Raw genomic sequence first — 4,123 nt, forward strand, 5'->3', positions numbered from 1 at the left:
CGACACCGCGGAAGGTGTATCGCAGCTGCGCGAGAACCATTCGGGTCTGACCGATCATCTGAAAAAGCTCCAGGACGAGCGCGCGAAGTGGAAAGGGAAGGTCGACAAGGACGCCTTCGAGGCCAACGACAAGAGCAAGGAACTGTTCAACACGCTCACGGGCGTGTACAAGGAGTTGAAACAGCTTCTGGAGTGGAACTTCCCGAAGGTCGACAATCAAGCCCCGGATGCAGGCACTCTCAAACGAAGCAAAGACGGCAACGAGTTGTATTATGTCGCCGGGAAGAAGGATATGGAGGGGCTCGACTACCTCCCGGACAAGACATTTCCCATCGGTGAGGGTCACCCGCTTTTCAAGAAGAACAAGGATTCCGGAGAGTTCGAGCTGACTCCCGCGGCGGAACAGAAATACCTCGCGGCCATCGAGCTCGCGGCAGCGGGGTGGGACAAGGCCTACGCGGCGGCGGCAGAGTATATCCGGAAGAAGTCCGGCCACGTGGATAACTCGGACCCCGAAGGTGACGACGGCAAGAAGGGTAAGCCGACCGACGGCGGGGACAACAAGACGGCCAAGCAGGGCCAGCCGACCAACAATGGTGGCGATACGCCCAACAATGGTGGCGATACACCCAATAACGGTGGCGGCACGCCCAATACGCCCGTCAACACTCCCGAGACCCCGGACAACGGTGGCGATCCTCTGAAACCGGAGGATCTCGGCCTGGGGAACGAAACTCCCGAGGACGGTGCCTTCCAGCAGGTCGACGACCCGACGGCGTCGGGCGATCCGCTGGGCGGGGACACCGACGACGGGACCGGAACCGGCGGCACGGATCGCATTCAGCAGGCCATCGACGAGATCAAGGAATCGGCCACCGGGACTACCGAGGGTACCCAGCAGGCCGCCAACAATCAGGCCGCGAACCCGCTGGGGCCACTCGCTTCGGTGCTGGGTCCGGCCGCGGCGTCGATGGGCCTTCCGTTCCAGCAGATGTTGGGCGGCCAGCAGGGAATGGGTGGCCAGACGCGGCCCGAGAACGGCAGCGGGGGAAATGTCGAGAATGCGTTGTACCAGCCCGGGTCGTCGTCGTCCCCGATGCCCGGCGCGGACCTCGCACAGGCTTCCGCGGGCGGGGCGCCCACGGGCGCTGTGGCCGCGGCGGATTCGACACCGGCGCCCAATCCCAACCCCAATGCCATGGTGGACCTGAAGATGCAGGGCGTCGATCCGCAGCAGGTTCCCTCGGGGGTGGCCGAGGCATTGCAGAAGGCGATGCAGGTCCCCAACGGCAGCGATGCGAATGCGGCGTACGCCGGAATCGCGGCGCCCGATACACCGGAACATCCTTGGCCGAGGGTCGAGGACGGCCCGAAAACCGGCGATGTCGTGAAGTGGGGAGACCAGAGCGCCATGGTTGTCGTCGACGGCAACGGTCCCCGGATGATCTCCGGTCAGCGGCTGGTACCCATCGTCCAGGGCGAAGATTTCGAAGGGTTCTTCCGCCCGCCGAACGGTGCCCAGTCGGCTCAGACCTTGGGGTCCGCCAGCCCCGCCACCCCATCGACAGGCCCCGCGACCACCCAGCGCGTGTGACGGAGCCGATGGTCGCGGCCGCCGGGGACTACTTGACCGACGTGGTCGAGCGGTTGGGTCCAGCGTGCGACCCGGCGTCCGTGCGCGCCGGGCTGGAACGCGCCTGCGGCGGACAGCTGGTCGCGCACGGGCCGACAGGCGGACGCGCCAGTGGCCTGACCCTGTCCGGTATCCCGTTCGAGGTGAGCGCGGTCGGCGGGCAGGGGAGATACGCGCCCGTCGTTCGCTATCTCACCGAGGCCGCGACACAGGCGACGGAGTTCGCGGCACGTGTCGACGCTCAGCTCGCCGCGATCCGCGATCTGGCCGCCTCGCTGCCGAACGGTGACGAGACCGTGGCCGAGCTGTTCCGGTCCTTTATCGCGACGCTGTACCCGGAGCCCGCGAAAATCCCTGCGCGAGTGCGCTTTGCGACCTGGATCGGGGTCGTTCACGACGCGGCGGTGCCGCATCACATCGCCCGTCTCAAGGTGTACGGAAGCCCGTCGATCGTGCCGGGCGCATGGGACCGGCTCGCCGCGGGATGGCCCGGTTTCGCCGGATTGACGTCCGTCTCCGAGCACGACGAACTCTTCAAGTACGCCGTTGTCGCGGTCGAGGTGGACGCGCGCGGGGAAGTGAACCACAAGGTCTACCTGACGTCGCGAGACCGCGATCCCGCCGTGCCGATGAAGCTGGTCCGCCATTTCGGCGATCCGGCCTGGGAGGCCCTGTCCGAACTCGTTCGATGCGGCGCCGATCCGGCGCGCCTGCACGACTACGACTATTTCGTCTGCCGCTCCCGGAGTTCGGAGGCTGCCCCGTCCTTCGCGCTCTCCGTCGCGACCCGCCGAATCGACGATGTGACCCGGATCGTCGACGAACTCGCCGAACGGCATCACGGCACGACCGAGGCGGTGGACGCACTCGCACAGGCAGCGCGATCGCATGGGGCGCAATGGCGTTGGTCGGCACTGGGGCTCGGCGTCTCGGCCGAGCACGGCATCGACAAACTCAACGTCTACGGCACGCCCACTTGGTCCGACCGGCCTCGCGCGGAGGCCGCGCGCACGAGCGGCAGGTGAGCGTTGAGGTGCGTCACGCAGTGCGCGCGGCGCAGCTCGACCAGCCTGTCCAGCGCTGGTCCGTACAGGTGTTCCGCCACTGCCCCTTCGAGATCGGTGACGCCGTAAAGGTAAGGGCGACCGCCCAATTCGCAACAGCTCCGCAAGAGTTCGCCGAACGCTGCGCGTACGGCGGCGACGGCGGCCGGATCTCGATCGACCGAGGTGTAGACGCCCACCGCGATCGAGACCGGGGAGGTACCGACCGGTGCGAAGGCGAACGACGAGCCGGGGTGCGGGCGACGCACGATCAGTAGATAGACCATCGTCGGAATGTGCCGCAACGGCGGTCGTTGTCGCAGCGTCTCGACCGCCCCGAGCATCGGCGCGAGCTTCCCTGCCGGAACGACATAGTCGGACCACATGCGGCCACGGTCGGAATGCCGAGGCCCGTGGTCGGGTTCGGGATGGCCGTCGAACGGCAGGTCGGAAACGACCGAGCAGCCGTCGATATCGCATCGCCGCGGAGCGTGGCCGCGACTGCCGGTGACGGAGAAGATCCTGCCGCGGCGCATCGTCGCCCAGTGGACGTCGACGTCGTCGCGCCGCGCGATCTCCTCCGTGTGTTCGGCGAGGTCGGCCAGGCCGGTGTGACATGTTCTGTGCAGGTGGGTATCTCGGCGATACGGCACCGTGCGTAGCACCGCGCGCTCGATCAGGCCGACCGTGCCGAGTCCGCCGAGCGCGAACCGGAACAGCTCCGGGTGTTCGGTTCGTGAGCACCAGCGGCTGGTGCCGGTGCCGTCGATCAGCTGGATTCGCTCCACGTGATCGATCTGCATTCCGTGCCGGACGGAGTCGATCCCGATCCCGCCGACCGACAGCGTGCCGCCGACCGACATGTGCAGGTGGTTGGGTAGGACGGGAAACGATCTGCCGCGACGGTTCAGGTAGCGCTCCAGCCCGTACCAGCTCATCCCGGCGGGTGCCTCGAACAGGTCGGCACCGAGCTCCCGCACCTGTGGCGCAACGGCTTTCGGTGCGTAGGTGACCAGCAGCTCACCGTCGGTGACCGTCTGCCCGTCGCACGAATGCCCGGCGCCCCGCAGTGTCAGGGGGCGGCCGGAACCGAGCAGGGCGGCGGGAAACGCCGAGGGCGCCCGATGAACCACCCCCGGTGTGGCGCAACGTAATCCGCCGAAGTCGGTGTCGAACTCGTCGATGGGGGCCAGTGCACACCTCTCACACGTCGATCGCCAAGTCTTCCTGCTCCGTCTCCTCCGATTCCGTTGCGCCCGAATCGTTCTCCCGGCTCGTGGTGACGGCCGGGCGGGCGGCGGGATTGCGCATCCGAGAGGCCGCCGCGGTGACCGCGGGGCCGGTCGGTGCCGGGCTCGGCGGTGCCGGGGGGTTCGTGGCCGGGACCGCGGAGGCGGCGGGGGGAGCGGAGGCTGCCGGGGCTGCCGGGGCCGGTGCGGCACCCGGC

Annotated in this window: 4 protein-coding genes; 2 read left to right on the plus strand and 2 right to left on the minus strand. The window is 67.8% G+C overall.

The window, feature by feature from the left end; genetic code table 11:
* The coding region (locus QH290_RS21345) for a hypothetical protein (protein ID WP_425303631.1) at positions 1-1,594 on the plus strand (1,594 nt) is incomplete at its 5' end.
* 8 nt (positions 1,595-1,602) lie between these two features.
* A complete protein-coding gene (locus tag QH290_RS21350) occupies positions 1,603-2,658 on the plus strand; it encodes a hypothetical protein (protein ID WP_280384695.1) in 1,056 nt (351 codons plus the stop codon).
* On the opposite strand, the gene QH290_RS21355 is transcribed toward QH290_RS21350, so the two are convergent.
* Both QH290_RS21355 and QH290_RS21360 read right to left on the minus strand, forming a co-directional pair.
* Entirely contained in the window at positions 2,595-3,809 is a 1,215-nt protein-coding gene (locus QH290_RS21355; protein WP_280384697.1) for an FAD-binding protein, read from the minus strand. The genes QH290_RS21350 and QH290_RS21355 overlap by 64 nt on opposite strands.
* Positions 3,810-3,879: 70 nt before the next feature.
* Positions 3,880-4,123, minus strand: a 244-nt coding sequence (locus tag QH290_RS21360; protein ID WP_425303632.1) for a hypothetical protein, incomplete at its 5' end; no start/stop codon positions are given.

It is taken from the genome of Nocardia wallacei, assembly GCF_029869545.1.
Taxonomy (GTDB): domain Bacteria; phylum Actinomycetota; class Actinomycetes; order Mycobacteriales; family Mycobacteriaceae; genus Nocardia; species Nocardia wallacei_A.

Excerpts from the sequence above, each read along its gene's own strand:
- QH290_RS21350 (WP_280384695.1), top strand. The coding sequence starts at position 1,603 with ATGGTCGCGGCCGCCGGGGACTACTTGACCGACGTGGTCGAGCGGTTG.